The sequence below is a fragment of the Algirhabdus cladophorae genome, from assembly GCF_044772865.1.
In the GTDB taxonomy this organism is placed as follows: Bacteria; Pseudomonadota; Alphaproteobacteria; order Rhodobacterales; family Rhodobacteraceae; genus Algirhabdus; species Algirhabdus cladophorae.
On sequence record NZ_CP173029.1, the window covers coordinates 1,167,638 to 1,185,764 of the forward strand.

The 18,127-nt window shown below is 54.9% G+C and carries 15 protein-coding genes and 3 tRNA genes; 12 read left to right on the plus strand and 6 right to left on the minus strand.

What is annotated here, in order from left to right; translation table 11 throughout:
* Window positions 1-91: 91 nt before the first annotated feature.
* Window positions 92-1,219: a tRNA guanosine(34) transglycosylase Tgt gene (gene tgt / locus ACIRQ6_RS05685; RefSeq protein WP_420863172.1), complete on the plus strand. Its 1,128-nt coding sequence runs from the start codon at window positions 92-94 to the stop codon at window positions 1,217-1,219.
* Window positions 1,220-1,273: 54 nt separating this feature from the next.
* On the opposite strand, the gene ACIRQ6_RS05690 is transcribed toward tgt, so the two are convergent.
* Window positions 1,274-1,480, minus strand: a complete 207-nt coding sequence (locus ACIRQ6_RS05690; protein WP_420863173.1) for a DUF6356 family protein — start codon at window positions 1,478-1,480, stop codon at window positions 1,274-1,276.
* Between the two features lie 114 nt (window positions 1,481-1,594).
* On the opposite strand from ACIRQ6_RS05690, the gene ACIRQ6_RS05695 reads away from it, so the two are divergent.
* Window positions 1,595-2,056, plus strand: coding sequence for an Lrp/AsnC family transcriptional regulator (locus ACIRQ6_RS05695; RefSeq protein WP_420863174.1), 462 nt, complete (start codon window positions 1,595-1,597; stop codon window positions 2,054-2,056).
* Between the two features lie 10 nt (window positions 2,057-2,066).
* On the opposite strand, the gene ACIRQ6_RS05700 is transcribed toward ACIRQ6_RS05695, so the two are convergent.
* On the minus strand, window positions 2,067-4,262 hold the full coding sequence (locus tag ACIRQ6_RS05700; RefSeq protein ID WP_420863175.1) for a glycosyltransferase family 2 protein: 2,196 nt from the start codon (window positions 4,260-4,262) through the stop codon (window positions 2,067-2,069).
* A gap of 12 nt (window positions 4,263-4,274) precedes the next feature.
* Window positions 4,275-4,505: a hypothetical protein gene (locus tag ACIRQ6_RS05705; protein ID WP_420863176.1), complete on the minus strand. Its 231-nt coding sequence runs from the start codon at window positions 4,503-4,505 to the stop codon at window positions 4,275-4,277.
* 335 nt (window positions 4,506-4,840) lie between these two features.
* On the opposite strand from ACIRQ6_RS05705, the gene lon reads away from it, so the two are divergent.
* The 5 genes from lon to ACIRQ6_RS05730 all read left to right on the plus strand — a co-directional run bounded on the left by lon (window position 4,841) and on the right by ACIRQ6_RS05730 (window position 8,310).
* Complete coding sequence (gene lon / locus ACIRQ6_RS05710; RefSeq protein ID WP_420863177.1) at window positions 4,841-7,246, plus strand: endopeptidase La; 2,406 nt, start codon at window positions 4,841-4,843, stop codon at window positions 7,244-7,246.
* A gap of 170 nt (window positions 7,247-7,416) precedes the next feature.
* Window positions 7,417-7,806, plus strand: a complete 390-nt coding sequence (locus ACIRQ6_RS05715) for an HU family DNA-binding protein (RefSeq protein WP_420863178.1) — start codon at window positions 7,417-7,419, stop codon at window positions 7,804-7,806.
* A gap of 100 nt (window positions 7,807-7,906) precedes the next feature.
* Window positions 7,907-7,982, plus strand: a tRNA-Val gene (locus ACIRQ6_RS05720).
* A gap of 135 nt (window positions 7,983-8,117) precedes the next feature.
* Window positions 8,118-8,194 (plus strand) — tRNA-Asp (locus tag ACIRQ6_RS05725).
* A gap of 39 nt (window positions 8,195-8,233) precedes the next feature.
* A tRNA-Asp gene (locus ACIRQ6_RS05730) sits at window positions 8,234-8,310 on the plus strand.
* A 142-nt stretch (window positions 8,311-8,452) separates the two neighbouring features.
* Here ACIRQ6_RS05730 and ACIRQ6_RS05735 read toward each other — a convergent pair.
* Window positions 8,453-9,823 carry a M20/M25/M40 family metallo-hydrolase gene (locus ACIRQ6_RS05735; protein ID WP_420863179.1) on the minus strand — a complete coding sequence of 457 codons (1,371 nt, stop codon included), beginning with the start codon at window positions 9,821-9,823 and terminating at the stop codon, window positions 8,453-8,455.
* 115 nt (window positions 9,824-9,938) lie between these two features.
* On the opposite strand from ACIRQ6_RS05735, the gene ACIRQ6_RS05740 reads away from it, so the two are divergent.
* From ACIRQ6_RS05740 to ispG, 5 genes are all read left to right on the plus strand, one after another.
* On the plus strand, window positions 9,939-10,526 hold the full coding sequence (locus ACIRQ6_RS05740; RefSeq protein ID WP_420863180.1) for a 5-aminolevulic acid synthase: 588 nt from the start codon (window positions 9,939-9,941) through the stop codon (window positions 10,524-10,526).
* 45 nt (window positions 10,527-10,571) lie between these two features.
* The gene (locus tag ACIRQ6_RS05745) at window positions 10,572-12,107 is read left to right on the plus strand and encodes a M10 family metallopeptidase C-terminal domain-containing protein (RefSeq protein WP_420863181.1); all 1,536 of its coding nucleotides are present in this window, start codon (window positions 10,572-10,574) and stop codon (window positions 12,105-12,107) included.
* A gap of 112 nt (window positions 12,108-12,219) precedes the next feature.
* Complete coding sequence (gene hemA, locus ACIRQ6_RS05750; RefSeq protein WP_420863182.1) at window positions 12,220-13,443, plus strand: 5-aminolevulinate synthase; 1,224 nt, start codon at window positions 12,220-12,222, stop codon at window positions 13,441-13,443.
* 104 nt (window positions 13,444-13,547) lie between these two features.
* Window positions 13,548-14,765 (plus strand): helix-turn-helix domain-containing protein, encoded by a 1,218-nt coding sequence (locus ACIRQ6_RS05755; protein ID WP_420863183.1) that lies wholly within the window; start codon window positions 13,548-13,550, stop codon window positions 14,763-14,765.
* Window positions 14,766-14,903: 138 nt separating this feature from the next.
* Complete coding sequence (gene ispG, locus ACIRQ6_RS05760; protein ID WP_420863184.1) at window positions 14,904-16,037, plus strand: flavodoxin-dependent (E)-4-hydroxy-3-methylbut-2-enyl-diphosphate synthase; 1,134 nt, start codon at window positions 14,904-14,906, stop codon at window positions 16,035-16,037.
* Window positions 16,038-16,046: 9 nt separating this feature from the next.
* On the opposite strand, the gene ACIRQ6_RS05765 is transcribed toward ispG, so the two are convergent.
* On the minus strand, window positions 16,047-16,796 hold the full coding sequence (locus tag ACIRQ6_RS05765) for a DsbA family protein (RefSeq protein WP_420863861.1): 750 nt from the start codon (window positions 16,794-16,796) through the stop codon (window positions 16,047-16,049).
* Window positions 16,796-18,127 carry a M48 family metalloprotease gene (locus ACIRQ6_RS05770; RefSeq protein ID WP_420863185.1) on the minus strand — a complete coding sequence of 444 codons (1,332 nt, stop codon included), beginning with the start codon at window positions 18,125-18,127 and terminating at the stop codon, window positions 16,796-16,798. Before ACIRQ6_RS05770 ends, ACIRQ6_RS05765 begins: the two co-directional genes overlap by 1 nt.

Sequence of the window (18,127 nt, forward strand, 5' to 3'; positions counted from 1 at the left end):
TTCCTGAGTGTTTATATAGGGTTTGCCTTGGTCTGCGTCCAGTGCACCAAGCCCCCTTGGCAAATTTGTTTTGCTGGGCCATGAGGCTGGCATGAGTAAATTTCAGTTCGATCTGCACAAAACCGATGGCCGCGCCCGTACTGGCACGATCCACACACCGCGTGGCGAAATCCGCACCCCGGCTTTTATGCCTGTGGGCACAGCGGCCACGGTCAAAGCAATGCTGCCCGAAAGTGTGCGCGCCACGGGGGCTGATATCTTGTTGGGCAACACGTATCATCTGATGCTACGTCCCACGGCAGAACGCATCGATCGCTTGGGCGGGTTGCACAGGTTTATGAATTGGGAGCGTCCGATCCTCACCGACAGTGGTGGTTTCCAAGTGATGAGCCTTGCTGGCCTGCGCAAACTGACCGAGCACGGGGTGACGTTTAAATCCCATATTGATGGCTCAAAGCACGAGTTGACGCCTGAGCGGTCCATGGAAATCCAACGTCTTTTGGGCAGCGACATCGTTATGTGTTTCGATGAATGCCCCGCGCTGCCTGCGGACAAAAACCGCATTGCCGAAAGCATGGAGTTGTCCATGCGTTGGGCCAAACGCTCGCGCGAGGCTTTCGGGGATCGCCCGGGTCATGCGCTCTTTGGGATCCAACAAGGCGGTCTGGAGGAAGACTTGCGTGGCCAGAGCGCGCAAGCCCTGCAAGACATTGGATTTGAAGGCTATGCCGTTGGGGGCTTGGCCGTGGGCGAGGGGCAGGAAGCGATGTTCGGCTGTCTGGATTACGCGCCGGAACAACTGCCCGTGGACAAACCCCGCTACCTCATGGGTGTGGGCAAGCCCGATGATATCGTGGGCGCGGTCAAGCGCGGCATCGATATGATGGACTGCGTGCTGCCGTCGCGGTCGGGGCGCACAGGCCAATGTTTTACCCGACACGGGGTGGTGAATATCAAAAATGCCCGCCACTCTGATGATCCACGCCCGCTGGATGCGGCCTGCACCTGTCCTGCCTGTTCAAACTACTCGCGTGCCTATCTGCACCACGTCTTTCGCGCGCAGGAGATGATTTCCGGCATGTTGCTGACGTGGCACAACCTGCACTATTTTCAGGAACTTATGTCAGATATGCGCGCGGCCATCGCAGCAGGTACTTTTGCCCAGTTCGAGGCAAAATTCCACGCAGATCGGGCCCAAGGCGATATCGAGCCTCTGTAGGGTTTTTTGGGAAAATATCCCGGGTCGGATCTGCCAGCGCCTGAGGCAACGCCGCTATCTGTTGTGGATCATCCCGTGCATCCGTTCGATCAGCCGTCCTGATGTTTTCTCAAACGCAAACGGCAGGATGGCATGGACCAGCGCGCAAAATCCAGCCGCAAACAGCATCACAGAAAACCGTCCCGCAAAGAGTAAATGTTCGAAATAGGTTTCATCAACGCTTTGAGGATGGGCCGTGAAAAGGCGGGTAATCGATTGCATCTGAGCACTCCAAATTCTGAGGGTGGCGTCAGTATATGCAGCGCAGTACTGGATTTTATCCCATAAATTTGGCTATGTAGCAAAACTATGGGATAAAATCACAAGGATACCCAAATGGATGTAACTTACGATGCGCTGGATGCCAAAATCCTGCGCAACCTGCAACAAGACGCGCAACAAACTGTGGATCACTTGGGCCAAAAGATAGGTCTGTCGCGCAACGCAGTTTGGCGTCGAGTAAAACGCCTGGAAGACTCAGGCATCATCCGCGCCCGTGTGGCCGTTCTGGATGCCGAGGCGCTGGGTTTGGGGCTAAGCGTGTTTATCTCGATCAAAACAGCACAACATGACGCAAAATGGGCGGCAGCCTTTCTAAAAACCGTGCGGGCCTTGCCTGAAATTCAGGGCGCGTATCGCACGTCCGGCGAACAGGATTATTTGCTGCAGGCCCGCGTGCGTGACGTCAAAGCCTATGATCATCTTTATCAACGTCTGATTGCGCAGGTGGATTTGCAGGATGTCAGTGCAAGTTTTGTAATGGAGGAACTCAAGGAAACCACTGTCTTACCGGTTTAAGGCAAAATCCTCAGCGCAGCCGCAAAAGACGACGCACCCAAGGTCGCAAACGGATCCGGCGTCGTCGTGGCACATAGATTTTGCGGGTTTCAACGACCGGGGATTGAACAGTGTTGGAGGCGTAGTCTTGTGGGGTTTCGGCAAACAGGCGCGCGTTGATCACTGCCTCAATATCAGCCGTAGTGAAGCTATCAGAGGGGGTCCATTCACCGCCTTGATCCAAGGCATCGATCCACTGCGCCACATCCGGGGCATAGCCGCGAGACGCTGAAAAACTTGGGTCATGTGCCTCAAAACTGCGCAAAATTTTCTGTCTTGCAGCAGGGGAAAGGCCACTTTCATCGCCAGTGCCTTTGGGCATTGATTGATAGAGTGTCGCCAGTACCGCTTGCCGCTGGGCCATTGGGCCGCCCATTGCCGTGGCCAGCTGCGCCAGCTGGGTGGTGCGCCGATCAGGTGTTGGATAACGCGGCGCAGCTATGGCAGGCATCGATAAATCTGTGCCAACAAGTTTCAAAAACGCGGGCCATAGTTTGTCTTGGGCCGTGGCATCTGCATAATCCAAAAGCCGCACCGGCGTGCCAAACGCGGCCTCAAAGGGTGCAAAAAGGCCCTCCAGATCCGTTAGGCGCGGTGCAGCATCATTGATGAATTCACCAAGACTGCGCGCGCCCATCGGGTTGCCGTTCGAGACCAATTCGCGCCAGAAGGCTTCGATTTGAACATCTGGACGGCGGATAACAGCGACGGCTTCAGCCGCTTCGAAAAAGCCAAGTGCAGAGGTCAGCTTGGCCAGCGCTGCATCGCGGTTTTCATGCATAGGGTACAGCATGTTTTCACATGAAATCAGCACCTTGCTGGCAGGACTTTGTGCAATCTCACGATGCAGTTCCTGCCACACCTCCATCTCGCCCCGGCGCAGCGCATGCAGCAATCCTTGGTGCCCGGGAAAGCTGCCGACGCGACTGCCGCGCCCGATCTGGTCGTCAAACCCTGTACGCGGCACCAAAACCCCGCGCCGCAACAGGGCGTCGCGATGATGATGCAGATTGTGTTGAATAAAGGTCGTGCCAGTTTTGTGCATCCCAAGATGTAGCACCAAAGTTTTTCGCAAAGGTGTCATTGGGACCATTGGCTTTGCCGGTTTCGGGGCAGCGGCCGTCAGCACCTCAAAGGCCTGCGTAAATGCGCCTTCGCGCAAATACTTGTGCACTGCAAAAAACATCTCGCGAGAGATAAACCCCTTTTTGGTTTTCATTCCGATGCGGCTGATATGGGTCAGCATCGGGTCATCGAATATTTCGTGCCCAAAACTGTCGTCGCCCAAAAGTGTTTGGATCCGCTGCCCTAGGTCTGAGTAGTGGGCATCGGGGTTGTGGGCCAAGGCAGGCAAAATATCCATGTCCCAAATCAACCGACCAACCGAATTGAACAATTCGCGTTTTTCAAACCGTGGGGGCAGGGCACCACTGGCCACCTCACGTCGGATATGACCAAGACATTTTTCCAGCAACTGGACTTGCAATTGATGGATGTAAGGGTCTGTTTTCGTGACAGAAATACTCCCTGCGCGTCTGCGCCAAACCCGGGCTGGGGTGCCCAAATAGCTGATAGACTTTGCAGCCGTGATGGTTTGCAAAACGAACAGTCGGTCCTCAAATTTTTGCTGTTCCTCATCAAAGGCGAGATCATTGGCCAACAGAAAGTCGCGTCGGTAGAGGCTGGACCAAGATGAAGTGATAAATTGCGCCTCTTCGCTGCTCAGCAGGCCCTTGCTGGATTTGGCCGTGGTGAAAAACAGCCTGTCTCGCAGCAACATCTGAACTGCTGGTGTGCCGAAATTCGACAAATAGCAGGGGGCGTGCGTGATATCGGCGTGGGTTTCTTGGGCCATGTGCAACTGTTGGGCCAGACCATCCGTGGTGTAGTAATCGTCTGCGTCGAGAAATCCGACGAACTCGCCAATGGCTGCAGCAAGGCCAGTGTTGCGCGCCGCCGACAGGCCCCTGTTATGGGCATGGTGCAGGACGGTGACGTCACGGGGCAGGGAATAGCCATCAAACCAATCTTGGGAATAGGTTTCAGGGTTGTCGTTGACCACCAGAATTTGAGTGTTGTCCAAACCCTGCGCCTTGATCGATTGCACGGCCATGTGCAGATAGGCCTCTTCATTATAAAACGGAATGATGAGGGTCAGATCAGCCATAAGACGGCAGGATTACATGCTGACGGGATCGTCTGCGGGTTCGGGGTGATCTGTGTCGGCTTGGGTGTCGGCCTGTGCCTGTGACGTGGCCAAAATATCGGGGGGTGAGGCCTCGGTCGGGGTGTCTGAACCAGTGGAGGCCGTGTCATCCTCGTCCTCGTCTTCGGACACCTCAAATATCCCCGCAGCGGCACCTGCGCCAAAGCCTGCAATCAAAAGATAAAAAAGTAATTCTAAGCCCACAACTGATACTCGAATCTAAACAACACTTGCTTGGACAATAACAGTTGACAGCTGAGCCGCCAAGAAGCGCCGCAAATTTAAGTTAATTTCCAGAGTGTTGGCTGAAACAAAAGCGGCGAAAACTATGGTCTGTACGTGTTATGATTAAGCCGTGGCGGAGCCCGCATTGCCGACATTGGGCCAAAGCCCCTCCAATTTTTGACAATGTCTGCTTGAAACCCTGCCCCCTGTGGCCCATTTTGAACCCAGAGAGGAAGCCATCCGTGTTGCTGCCCAGCGGGACACATAAGGCTTTGCCATCATAAAGGTCGAAATCGACCAGTAAGGAAAAGAGCATGAACGAGCCTCTGAGCCCATCCTACCCCGTATTGCCTTTGCGCGATATCGTGGTGTTTCCCCATATGATCGTCCCCTTGTTTGTTGGTCGCGACAAATCTGTGCGCGCCCTTGAGGACGTGATGAATGACGATAAACAGATTTTGTTGTCGTCGCAGATCGACCCTTCTGAGGATGATCCGGCTGCCGAAGGCATCTACAAGGCAGGTGTTTTGGCCAATGTGTTGCAATTGCTGAAATTGCCCGACGGCACAGTCAAAGTACTGGTTGAGGGAAAAGCCCGTGTTCGGATCACGCAATACCACGACAACCCTGAGTTTTTTGAAGCCTCGGCCGAGTATCTGACCGAAATGCCCGGCGATGACGACACGATGGAGGCGCTGATGCGCACGGTGTCGGCGGAATTCGAACGCTATGCCAAGATCAAAAAGAACATTCCCGAAGAAGCACTGACCGCAGTGTCCGACAGTAATGAGCCTGCCAAACTGGCGGATCTGGTGTCTGGTCATTTGGGTGTTGATGTGGCTCAAAAACAGGAACTGTTGGAAACCCTGTCCGTCGCCGAACGCCTTGAAAAGGTCTATGGCCTGATGCAAGGCGAAATGTCCGTGATGAAGGTCGAGCGCAAGATCAAGACACGCGTGAAATCCCAGATGGAGCGGACCCAGCGCGAATATTATTTGAATGAGCAAATGAAGGCCATTCAAAAGGAACTTGGTGATGGTGAAGACGGCCAGAATGAAGTGGTCGAACTGGAAACCAAAGTCTCCGAGACCAAGCTGAGCAAAGAGGCTCGCGAAAAGGCTGATGCTGAGATCAAGAAGCTCAAGAACATGTCGCCCATGTCCGCTGAGGCCACTGTGGTGCGCAACTATCTTGACTGGATGCTGTCTATTCCATGGGGCAAAGTCAGCCGCGTGAAAAAGGACCTTAACAAGGCGCAAGAGGTACTGGATGCGGACCACTATGGTCTGGAAAAGGTCAAAGAGCGTATTGTCGAGAACCTTGCTGTGCAGCAACGCTCCAAAAAGATCAAAGGCCCGATCATGTGCCTTGTAGGGCCTCCCGGTGTTGGGAAAACCTCCCTTGGGAAATCTGTGGCAAAAGCGACGGGTCGTGAGTTTATCCGCATCTCCCTTGGGGGTGTGCGCGACGAGAGCGAGATCCGTGGCCACCGCCGGACTTACATTGGCTCGATGCCGGGCAAGATCATTCAGGCGTTGAAAAAAGCGAAAACCACGAACCCGCTTATCTTGCTCGATGAGATCGACAAGATGGGGCAGGATTTCCGTGGCGATCCAGCCTCTGCAATGTTGGAAGTGCTTGATCCGGAACAGAACTCTACCTTTGTGGACCACTATCTCGAGGTCGAATATGACCTCTCGAATGTGATGTTCCTGACCACGGCGAACTCCTATAACATGCCCGGCCCATTGCTGGATCGGATGGAGATCATCCCACTGTCGGGCTACACCGAGGATGAAAAACGCGAGATTGCGAAACAGCATCTTGTGGCCAAACAGGTTAAAAACCACGGGCTGAAAGAGAAGGAATTCTCGCTCACCGATGGGGCTTTGACAGGAATCATCCAGACCTACACACGCGAAGCTGGCGTGCGGAACCTTGAGCGCGAGATTGCCAAGGTGGCGCGGAAATCCTTGACCAAGATCGTCAAGAAAGAAGCCGACAGCGTGGAAGTGACCGCAGATAATCTTTCGGAGTTTCTCGGCGTGCCGAAATTCAAGCACGGTCTGGCCGAGAAGGAAGATCAGATTGGTGTGGTTACAGGGCTTGCCTATACCTCGGTTGGTGGGGAATTGCTGTCGATTGAAGCGCTGCGCCTGCCGGGCAAAGGCCGGATGAAAACGACGGGTAAGCTGGGCGATGTGATGAAGGAAAGCATCGATGCTGCCTCGTCCTATGTCCGCTCGGTCAGTCCGAAGATTGGTGTGAAACCGACGCAGTTCGACAAGATCGACATCCACGTGCACGTGCCAGAAGGGGCCACGCCCAAGGATGGTCCGTCGGCTGGTTTGGCCATGGTCACGTCGATTGTGTCTGTGCTGACAGGTATTGCCGTGAAGAAAGACATCGCCATGACAGGGGAAGTTACCCTGCGCGGCAATGCCTTGCCTATTGGCGGTTTGAAGGAAAAATTGCTGGCTGCGCTGCGTGGTGGGATCAAAACCGTCCTTATTCCACAGGAAAACGAAAAAGATCTGCCCGAGATCCCTGACAACGTGAAAGAGGGTCTGACGATCATCCCCGTTTCGCATGTGTCAGAAGTTCTGGAGCATGCGTTGGTCGGCACACCAGATGCGATTGAATGGGACGAGGCGGCAGAAGAAGCCGCACTGGCCCAACAGGCCCTGGACGCAAATGCAGCGGGTGCAACAGCACATTAGCCCGCTGCATTTAAATGATATAAAAGGGGCGTCCTTGGGGCGCCTCTTTTTTGTTCAACGACCGTGCTAAAGGTGGCGGATGTTTACCGGTTCAAGCTAACCTATGGAAATTCCTAAATTTTTGAACTATAGTTGCCCAAACAGAAACAATCCAATGAGGGGTTCCTCCAATGGCGACTGCCAAAAAAACGACATCGACCAGTAAGACAACAGCGAAAGCGGCGACACCTGCAGCGCCGACCCCACCAGTTGCAGAGCCTGCGCCTGCACCCGCTGTGATCAGTGCTGCTGTGCCGGTCGTCGCTGGTCCCATGTTGAAAAAGTCTGAACTTATTGATCGGGTTATGGAACGCTGTGGTGCCAAGAAACGCGACGCCAAACCCGTGGTGGAGGCCATGCTGGCGGTTTTGGGCGAAGCAATTGCAAGTGGCGAAGAGTTGAATTTGCAGCCCTTTGGTAAGTTGAAAATCAACAATGAAAAAGAACTGGCCAATGGCAAAGTGCTGAACTGCCGGATCCGCCAAGCCAAAAAAGCGATTGTTGAGCCACCTGTAGTCTAGGAGCAATTGACGCGTAGCGGCAGGTGCGCCACTAAATTTTACTCAAGATGCACTTTGCCTCTTGCAGTCTGCCTTGGGACTGCGTTAAACGGCGCGGGTCGGGTGATTAGCTCAGTTGGTAGAGCGCTTCCTTTACACGGAAGATGTCGGGAGTTCGAGCCTCTCATCACCCACCATTTTCCTCACATTTTCGGCGAAACCTATAGCGCAGATCGCGGATATTTTGGTCCGTCGCGACATTCGCGTAAGTTTTGCATAAACTGACGCTTGACGCGCCACTGGCTTGGCCTTAGACGAACAAAACGCAGAGGGCGGTTGTAGCTCAGTTGGTTAGAGTACCGGCCTGTCACGCCGGGGGTCGCGGGTTCGAGTCCCGTCAACCGCGCCACTGCTTACCCTTGGATCTTGGGGCAAAAGATCCTGATGCGCGGTTGTAGCTCAGTTGGTTAGAGTACCGGCCTGTCACGCCGGGGGTCGCGGGTTCGAGTCCCGTCAACCGCGCCACTTTTCAAATCAGACCTGATCCAAATGGGCGCCTTGCGGCGCATTACATTTTTTATTTGGCGCCCCTTCGCAAAGGGCTGCTCGTTGCAGAACAGCCCCTTGTTTCTTTTTTCCAGAAATACTCAAAATCCCACAGTTCAAATTAGGCGATCGCATGCAAGATACGCGCCCAACTTCTGATGCCTTTGTGGAAGCTTTCCAGATCGTATTTTTCGTTGGGCGAATGAATTGCGTCGTCGTCCCGGCCAAAACCAATCAGCATGGCGTCTGTGTTCAAATACTCCTTGAAATGGCCGGCAATTGGGATGGACCCGCCGCAACCGACAAAAGCGGCGGCATTGGGCCATTCGTCCGATAGGGCTGTGCGTGCCGCCTCAAACGCGGGGTGCGTCGTTTCCATTTGCACACCTCCCGAGGCGCCGTGATCCTGAAACTCAACTGAACAATCCTCTGGCAGCATCTCTTGCACCATAGTCCGGAAGTTCTTGCGGATCTCGTGGGGATCTTGTTGCCCCACAAGGCGAAAGCTGACTTTTGCGCTGGCTTTGGAAGGCAGTACGGTTTTGAAGCCATCCCCGGTATAGCCGCTGATCATCCCGTTGATCTCGCATGTGGGGCGTGCCCAGAGCATTTCGAGAGCAGTTTTACCATTTTCGCCCGCCAGTTTTGACAGACCCACTTTGCCCAAGAAGCCTGCGTCATCAAAGCCTAGCCCGTCCCATTGTGCTTTCAGCGCGGGATCCATTTGTGGCACGCCTTTGTAGAAATCTGGGACAGTTATGCGCCCCTTGCCGTCGTGCAGGCTGGCAAGGATTTTGACCAAAACGCGGGCCGGATTCATAGCAGCACCGCCATACATGCCCGAATGCAAATCAATGGAGGGGCCAGTTATGGTGATCTCTTCGCCCAGCAGGCCGCGCAATTGTGTGGCAATTGAGGGGGTTTTCGGATCGAACATGCCGGTATCACAGATCAGCGCCAGATCGGAGGTCAATTCGTCCTTGTTGTCCTTCATAAAGGGCACCAAGGAGGGGGATCCGCTTTCTTCTTCTCCCTCGAAGAAAAAGCTGATTTTCGCGGGCAGCTTGCCATGTACGGCATGATAGGCGCGGCAGGCCTCGACAAAGGTCATCAACTGGCCTTTGTCATCAGCCGCACCGCGGCCGCGGATCACTTTGCCGTTTGGCGTCTCTTCAATAGCAGGGTCGAAGGGGTCGGAGTTCCATAGATCCAACGGATCCACGGGCTGCACGTCGTAGTGCCCGTAAAACGTTACATGGGTGCCACTACCCTCTGCGTGGCCCACGACCATGGGATGTTTTGGTGTGGTGCGTTTGGTTGCTGCGACCCCCATGGATTTTAAGTCGTCCACCAGCCAATCAGCCGCCGTATCGCAATCGCTGGCATAGGCGGGATCCGTAGAGATCGAAGGGATCCGCAGAAAGGTCATCAAACGCTCAAGTGCGTTGGGAAGGTCTGCGTCAATACGTGCAAGTACCGGATCAAGATCCATGTTTAGGGTCGCCTTTCGAAACGTTGTTTTTCCAAAAGAGCCTAACAGGCTGACTTGAGCTGTCCAATGGGGCAGGGTATCGTGGCGGCAGTTTTTTGGTCTCGGGACGTTAACCATGAATGTAATGACTGTGCGAAATCTGGTTTTGGGCTGTTGCGCAATTGGTCTGGGGACCGTGGGCCATGCTGAGCCTGTTGATGGCAAGGTGGCCAAATCTGCCCTGTTCAAACCCAAAGGAGCTGAGGTTGAGCTGATCGAGCAGGACTTTTTTACGGACCAAGATCGCGACATCCTTGGTCAAGTGGCCCTGCAGCAAAGCTACTACGGTGCGATTGCCGTGTCTCCTGATGACGGGGTGATCTCTAACGCAACTGTGGCTGCGGCCAACTATCATGCGGTCCCTCAAGCAGAGATCGCGGCATTGGCGGCTTGTAATGACGCCAAGGAAGGGGTCGCCGATTGTGTGATTGTGGCCCAGATCCGTCCCAAGGGGTGGTCAGAGCAACCAGTGCAGCTGAGCGTCGATGCCACTGTGGCCTACCGCAAGGAATACCGGCGCGGCAAAGGTCCCAAGGCGTTTGCTATTTCAGCTTCCACTGGCAAATTCGCTGTCGCCAAAGGCGAGGGCGCCCAAGAGGCTGCTGTTGAGGCCTGTAATGAACGCGCTGACGCCAGTGATTGCACAGCGGTGATTTTGGACTAGGCGCAGCGACCCGATGGCGACCAAACGGTAAAAGGCATCTAAGCAATGGCAGGATTGGGGAATTCCACGGTTTTTTCGCCGGCCACTGGCGATGCCAAAATCGACGGTATCCTAAGTGCACGCCATTGGGGGGATCCCGTGGTGACGTATTCGTTTCCACCTGACGAGAGCTTTCTGGTGGATTACGACGCGAGTTACGATGATACGATTGCGACGTTCCAGTCTGTAACCAGCGCTCAGGAGGCTGCGATCCACTTTGCCCTGTCGGTGGATCAAGGCCCAGCTGCGGCCTCTGGGTTTGCAATAGAGGCCTTCACAGCACAGGACTTTGATTATGTGGCGCAGGCTTCGGCCAGTCAGGTTGAACATTTGCGGTTTATGCGACTAGATCAAAGCTTTGTCCCCACTGCCTTTGCGTTTTTCCCATTTTCCGATGCCTACGGGGGCGATGTTGCGTTTAACAACGTGGATTTTGATGCGCCGCAGGCGGGCGATTATGGCTGGTTTACCCATCTGCACGAAATTGGCCATGCGTTGGGTCTAAGCCACGGACATGAAGGCAATGGCGGCAAAGGTCTGCAGCCGATAGAATTTGACGAGATGCAATTCACTGTCATGAGCTATCGGTCGCACAGTGACAGCGCGCGCCCACCTGCCGCTTATGAAAACTATTCAAGTTCTTATGCCCAGACCTATATGGCCTTGGACATTCAGGCGCTGCAGCACCTTTATGGTGTAGATTACGGATCCAACAGCGGTAACACGGTCTACAGCTGGGATCCCAATTCTGGTGATACGTTGATAGACGGGGCTTTGGCGATTGATGCGGTCGGGGATGAAGTGTTCATGACCGTTTGGGATGGCGGCGGCGTCGATACCTATGACCTTGGGGCCTACAGCGATGCAACGGACCTTGTGATTGATTTGACGCCGGGCCTGGGGACGACTTTGGCGACGTATCAACGGGCGGCTCTGGGGTTGGATGCGCAAAATCAGGAAATCTTGGCCAATTACAGCGTCTATAACGCCTATATGTTTGCAGATGATCCAAGATCATTGATCGAAAACGCCATCGCTGGCGCTGGTAATGATGTGATGACGGGCAATCAGGCCGACAACCAACTGACTGCGGGGCTGGGGGCAGATACGCTACTAGGTCAGCATGGCAAGGATGATCTGATTGGCGGCCAAGGCTATGACCTGCTGTTGGGCGGTATGAACGCAGATGTCTTGTCCGGTAACAAAGGTTGGGACATCCTCAAAGGCGGGCAGGGGGATGACATCCTCAATGGTGGCAACGGCAATGATGTTCTGCGCGGCGATGCAGGGGCAGATCGGCTTAAAGGTGGCAATGGCAGCGACCGATTTGTGTTTGCAGCCAATTCAAGCGATGGCAATATCATCCGCGATTTTGAGGATGGTTTGGACAGCATCAAATTCAGTGGCTCGGGCGTCACGTTTGCCTCGACAACCCTGACCCAACAAGGGGCGGATGTGCTGGTCGATTTTGGCAGCAGTTCGGTTTTGGTCCGGCGGATTGATGTGGCTGACCTGACCAGCGCAGACTTTGAGTTTAGCTAAAACCGGCGCTATTTTTAGCCCTGTGTTTGGGGCCCATGCGGCAATGCGTTGCATGGAGATCGCAGACGCGCCACCCTATTTGATACGGTAAGAAACCCTTGAGGCTTGAACCATGCTTTATGACGATTATCTGGATGCCGCTCTGCAACGCTTGCATGATGAAGGCCGCTATCGGACGTTCATCGATATCGAACGTAAAAAGGGGCAATTCCCTCATGCGGTTTGGACCAAAGATGACGGCAGCCAAAGCCCAATCAGTGTTTGGTGTGGCAATGACTACCTTGGCATGGGACAGAACACAGCAGTTCTGGACGCTATGCACGAGGCTGTGGATGCAACCGGCGCAGGCTCGGGTGGGACGCGCAATATCAGTGGAACCACGGTTTATCACAAGCGTCTTGAGGCGGAACTGGCGGATTTGCACCAAAAGGAAGCGGCGCTGATTTTTACCAGTGCCTATATCGCCAATGATGCGACCCTTAGCACGCTGCCAAAACTGTTTCCGGGCATGGTGATTTTGTCCGACAGTCTGAACCACGCCAGCATGATCGAAGGCATTCGGCGCAATGGCGGGGACAAACGGATTTTCCAGCACAATAATTTGGATGATTTACGGGAGCAGTTGGTGGCTCTGCCGGCCAACTGTCCGAAACTGATTGCGTTCGAGTCGATCTATTCTATGGACGGGGACTTCGCCCCGATCGAGGCGATTTGTGATCTGGCTGATGAATTTGGTGCGTTGACCTATATCGACGAAGTGCATGCTGTTGGCATGTATGGCCCGCGTGGGGCAGGGGTTGCCGAACGCGACGGCCTGTTGGACCGCATCGACATTATCAACGGCACGCTGGCCAAAGCTTACGGTGTGATGGGCGGCTATATCGCGACCTCCGCCAAAATGGCTGATGCGATCCGCTCTTATGCGCCGGGGTTTATCTTTACCACATCGCTGCCACCTGCCGTGGCAGCAGGCGCTGCGGCTTCTGTTGCGTTCCTGAAAACGGCAAATGATCTGCGCGAGGCCCACCAAGCTGCTGCCGCCAGTCTCAAGATCCGCCTCAAGGCGCTGGGCCTGCCGATCATCGATCATGGCAGCCATATTGTGCCCGTTCATGTGGGCGATCCGGTCAAATGCAAACTTTTGTCGGACCGGTTGCTTGAGGATTTTGGGATTTACGTCCAGCCGATCAACTTCCCCACAGTGCCGCGCGGCACCGAGAGGTTGCGATTTACCCCATCCCCCGTGCATGGCGCCAAGGAAATGGATGCGTTGGTCGCGGCGATGGACCAGCTTTGGTCCCATTGTGCGCTGAATCGTGCTGATCTGACGGGATAATTCCCCTGTCCTAGTGCAATAATTTTTACATTATGCTATCCACTGGCCACGCATGTGGGGACAGCGCGAATCGACAATTCGTTTGAAGATGTGAGGCATCAATAATGATCGGGCGTAAAAAAACATCTGCCCCTTCGGACGACAGTGCAGGCAAAGTCAAAGGCTTTGACCAATATACAGTGTCGCTAGGGGATGTGATGCGCGGCGAGCGCGCCACGCTGGGCAAGTCCCTGCTGGATGTTCAACGCGAGCTCAAGATCAAAGCAACCTACATCTCAGCTATTGAAAACGCCGATCCCACTGCTTTCTCCAGCCCTGGATTTATTGCCGGTTATGTGCGGTCGTATGCGCGGTATTTGCATTTGGATCCCGAATGGGCCTTTGGAGCGTTTTGTGCCGAAAGCGGCTTCACGACAGCCCACGGCATGTCTGCTGCAGCCTCTTCTCCGAAACCACAGCGCGGCCCAGTGGCGGCGGCAGCTGGCACACGGGACTTGTTTGAAAATCCAAACACGCCTTTTGTCGCCTCTGGCGAAAGCATCTTTTCCAAGATTGAGGCGGGCGCGCTGGGCTCGATGACTGTGTTGATCGCTCTAATCGCGGGCTTGGGCTATGGCGGTTGGACTGTGCTGCAAGAAGTGCAGCGCGTACAGTTTGCCCCGGTTGATCAAACACCTAATATTGTGGCCGATATTGACCCCTTGGCACCTCAGGCGCCAAGCTCGGATATCGCTGGCCCTCAAGTGACCTCTAGTGCGGTTGTGCCATCTTCCGAGGCGCTTGATCGTCTGTACCGCCCCGAGGCTTTGGATGTCCCTGTTTTGGTGGCACGCGACGCGCCGATTTCGACCATCGATCCTAGCTCCGTTGGGACATTTGCAACAACCCCTGACAGCATCGTAGCCTCGGCCCTCTCTGAGGCCTTGGAAGGCACGATTGTTCCGCAACCACAGGTCAACGAAGGCCCCATTCCCGAGGTCGTTTTGTTCGCAGTTCGCCCCACATGGGTGCGTGTGCGCGCTGCGGACCGGTCTGTCTTGTTTGAGAAAATTCTGGAAACGGGTGAAGAGTACGTGATCCCCGTGACTGAAGAAACACCGGTTCTGCGGGCTGGTAACTCGGGATCGTTGTACTTCAAGGTCAATGGTCAGATCGTTGGCCCCGCAGGGCCTGGCACCTCAACGGTCAAAAACGTGGCCTTGGCCTCAACCGATCTGAGTGCGGCCTATCAGCCAGCGGATCCTGCCAAAGACGAGGCTCTGTTTGAGGTCTTGAAAAACCTCAACGCGCCTGCCGTTTTGCCGGGCTCCAACACCCAGTAAAAAACACACCAAAATTGCCGAAAAACCTATGGCGTGCTGCGCTTTTTCTGCGTTTTCTCCCGCAGTGGAGTGGTGTAATCTTGACCCAAGCCTGATATTCGGGAAGTGTAAACATAGATTGACAGATAGGTGTCTCACATGTCGTTGAACCACGTACGTCCTTGGCGCAATATTTACCGCCGCAAATCGCGCCAGATAATGGTGGGGTCGGTGCCTGTTGGGGGGGATGCGCCTATTGCTGTGCAGACCATGACCAACACCGACAGCAGCGATGTGGCCGCGACCTTGGCACAGGTGCAAGCCGCCGCTGATGTGGGTGCGGATATTGTGCGCATCTCGACGCCTGATCAATCCAGCACCCAAGCGCTCAAAGAGATTTGCCGCGAAAGCCCTGTGCCCATCGTGGCTGACATTCATTTTCACTACAAACGCGCGATTGAGGCCGCAGAAGCTGGGGCCGCGTGCCTACGTATCAACCCCGGCAACATCGGCGATGAGGCCCGCGTTAAGGAAGTGATCAAAGCCGCCAAAGACCACGGCTGTTCGATCCGCATTGGCGTGAACGCAGGTTCGCTGGAAAAGCATTTGTTGGACAAATATGCCGAACCGTGCCCGGAAGCGATGGTCGAAAGCGGTTTGGACCATATCAAGATTCTGCAAGACAACGACTTTCACGAGTTCAAAATCAGCGTAAAAGCCTCAGACGTTTTTCTGGCTGCAGCAGCCTATCAGGGTATCGCTGAGGCCACAGATGCCCCCATTCACCTTGGAATTACCGAAGCAGGTGGGCTGGTCAGTGGCACGATCAAATCGGCCATTGGGCTGGGCAACTTGCTATGGATGGGCATTGGTGACACGATCCGGGTCTCGCTCAGTGCGGATCCGGTGGAAGAGGTCAAAGTGGGTTTTGAGATCCTCAAATCCCTAGGTCTGCGTCACCGTGGGATCAATATCATCAGCTGCCCTAGTTGCGCGCGCCAAGGCTTTAACGTGATCGAAACCGTGGCCGAACTTGAAAAGCGGCTTGAGCATGTCAAAACGCCCATGTCCTTGTCGATCATTGGCTGTGTTGTTAACGGACCTGGCGAGGCTCTGATGACGGACGTGGGCTTTACCGGCGGCGGTGCAGGGTCTGGTATGGTCTATCTGGCCGGTAAGCAGAGCCATAAACTCAGTAACGATGAAATGATCGATCACATCGTGGAACAGGTCGAAACCCGCGCTGCCGCGATTGAGGCGGAAAAGGCTGCTGCAGATCAGGCCGCTGAATAAAGCAGGGGCTTAGCCCTGCTGACGGATCTCGGCGATCATGTCACGCATACCATCCAAAGGCACATAGCCCCGCACCATTTCGTTTTGCATGACGAATGTTGGTGTCCCGTTGATCTGCAATTGCTGGCCCAACTGGCGGTTGGCAGTGATCACGGCACTAACCTCTGGGCTGTTCATTTTGGCGACGATAACATCGGCATCCAAGCCCAAACTGCGTGCCAATTTACGCACCGAAGCTTCGTTAACGTCTGCGCGCATGCTGATCAATGCGTCATGGGCTGCCTTGTAGGCGTCGTCGCCGAGGGTCAGTTTGGTCGCAATCGCAAAACGGGATGCCACGACTGAGGCCTCTCCAAGGATCGGGAATTCTTTGACGATCAGACGGATGTTGCCATCAGTGCTGACCAACTCCTCCACTTCGGAATGGGCTTTGCGGCAATAGCCACAGCGGTAGTCAACAAATTCCACTAGCGTGATGTCGCCTTCGGGGTTGCCGCCTTCCCAACTGTTGATGTCGGAATACAGCGCATCCGCCTGCGACAGAACCATCGCGTCATCAGCAACGGCTTGTTGTTGGGCCTGACGTTGTTCCAGCACGCCAATCGCCTCCATCAAAACCTCCGGGTTTTCCATGAGGTATTCGCGGATCTCCGCGCGGAAATCTTGGCGTTCTGCGGGGGTCATGGCCCCCATATCAAAAGCCGCAGCAGGGGTTGCCATCATCAGGCCCAAGGCCAGAGGTTTTACAAAAGTCATCATCATTTCCTTTGTTTGCAGCTTCGTTTGTGAGTTTGGACCACATCCATCGCCCGTTGCCAAGGGGCCGATCCGCGCTGTAGCAAATCTGACGCCCGCCGCGCATGCACGCCAGCATTACACAGTTGGCCGAAGGTTGCATAGCGCTCGGCGGTGACAAGGCTGGCCATTCCGTTCTGGCCCAAGCGTGCATAAGCCACGCCAAGATCGCGCATCACTTTGCTGTCCAAGCCATCGCGCGCGCGGGATTTTTGCAAGGCGGTGAGGGCGCGCTTGGTATTGGCACTGGTATTGGTGGCCAGCAGGGCGCGACCATACCCTCCTAAAATCAAAGGGTTATTCGGCGCCAGTTGCACGGCCTTGCCGTAGGCGTTGGCAGCCCCCCCAAAGTTTCTGTTTTCCAGTAGGATCTGGCCCCGTAGCTCGTGAACATAAGGGTTATTCGGTGCTTTGCGCACCAGCTGATCCACAAATTGGCTGGCCTTTTTGACGTTGGGTTGGCGATGGTATGCCACGGCCTGCCGCATCAGAGAGACCTGATCCGTTTTACCACGGGTCTGGCGCAGAGTTTCGCGCGGTGACAATTCAAACGCAGTGAGCTTGCCTTTCACGATCTCAAACCACTGATCCAGCTTAGGATTGGGGGTTTCGCGGCCACGGTTGGCCTCGGCCAAAGAACGCATGCGACGAATACGATCCCGTGTCAGGGGATGCGATTGCATGTAGGGGTCTTGGCGACCAAGGTTCAGCGCGATTTTACCGGCAAAAAATTCCTGAACTTCGGCAGCGGCCATTGGATCTGCGCCTGCACTGATCATAAAGCGGACGCTGGATTGATCAGCACTGTTTTCTTCGGACCGAGTGTGGCCGAAAAAGACCCGTTGCGCCGACGACCGGCTGCCAATTGCGCCACCCGCCGCGATGGCCGCATTGCCCGTCGCAGCCCCCGCGGCAATCGACAGCGCCAAACCCACAGCCGAGGCCGTGCGCGCGTTTCGGGCATTTACGGGGCGTCGGGTCAGGTGGCCATTGGCGATATGGGCGGCTTCGTGCCCGATGACGGCTTGCAATTGTTCGCGCCGTTTGAGTTTCATAATCAGGCCGGAATTGATGAAAATCGCGCGTGAGTTCACCACAAAAGCGTTCAACCTGCGATCATCGACCACAAGAATATTGATCTGCGACGTGCTGAGGCCTGCGGCACGCAAAATAGGGGCGGCGATCTCGCGTAGGCCACGTTCCACTTCGGCATCGCGCAGCAAACCAATCGCCTGTGCACTGCTGGCAAAGAACGTAAACAGCAGCAAACATGCGGTGGAAATTCTGCGTTGCAT